General features: G+C 46.6%; 1 protein-coding gene. It reads left to right on the top strand.

All coding sequences use genetic code 11. The annotated features are described in order from the left end of the window. Positions 1-824: 824 nt before the first annotated feature. Positions 825-1,131: hypothetical protein (locus E1189_RS25055; protein WP_230460072.1), on the top strand; the 307-nt coding region annotated here is incomplete at its 3' end.

The following is a 1,131-nucleotide window of genomic DNA, read 5'->3' as shown; positions in this document are numbered from 1 at the left end:
TTTTATGGGGATAGATATGTGTGCTGTCTGCAGGGTATATGTCAATGCTGCCTGTCGACATTACATCTAATGGCTGTAACGGAATAAGGTGAAGAGATCGACTCTTGTCTTCCATTGCACAGGTGGCAGATGCGGACAGACCGATCACTATGCAAAGACTGATGACAACAAAGTTCAGTCTGAAGACCATTCCATTCTTCCCCATATAAAGAACAAAAGTGAGCGATCAGCCAGCCACACATTCAAACAACCCAGACCCTGAGTAATACATCCTGCAGAATCCGGAGGCCTTCAACAAACAACTGAAGGAGCCGTTGTCACCATTACTGGGATAACGGCTTGAAGTTCCTGAGACAGAAAAAACCGGCTCGGCCTCATTTATATGGTCAGTACATTTTGCACCGCCAATAGCGTTGTTCTGGGCCAGGATTTCCTACCGGCCGCAAGCTCAGGAAGACCCTGGTTAACAGATCATCATGAAAGATCTGATTCATCAGGATGGTGAAAAACTGCTACCGAAACACGAGTATGTGGATGCGGATTATAGTGGCTCCACACTCATCCGCTCCGCACGTGAGAAGCTTTGTATGCCGTTATAGCAGCAGAAGTGACTCACCTTTATGTCCATTCACCTGATCGGCAGGCAATATAACCACCGATGTCCGGCTGCATGATGTCAGGTAATTTCAGTTCCAGAGCCTCACTCAGGTCAGGAGATAACTAACCTATCCAGAGGTAAGCGACCACCGCCGTATAAAACAGCATAATCAAAGGTCGCCATCTACGTTGCTATCTTCTTTGTTCTTTATGCGGGAAGGATAGGAATGGTCTTCAGGCTGAATTTTATTGCCACCAGTCTCTGCATAGTGATCGGCCTGCCCTCATCTGGTGCCTTTGCAGTAAAAGTTAAAAGTAAACCAGTTCGCTCTATTCAATTACACCCACTTGATGTGATATCTACAGGTGACATTACTATTCAAACTGCGGACAGCACACATATCCATCCCCATGAAGCAACATCCTGCATCATAGACAGGACAAGCGAACACCAACTCGTGCATTGCCGGGTGGAAACACAAAAAACCGGATTAACTCTCACCAACTCAATGCCAGCACAACAACTGTCCGTTG

This window comes from Parendozoicomonas verongulae (genome assembly GCF_009711465.1).
GTDB classification, from domain to species: Bacteria; Pseudomonadota; Gammaproteobacteria; order Pseudomonadales; family Endozoicomonadaceae; genus Sansalvadorimonas; species Sansalvadorimonas verongulae.
The sequence above is the reverse complement of the archived record's forward strand: the minus strand, read 5'-3'. Positions and strand labels throughout refer to the sequence as shown.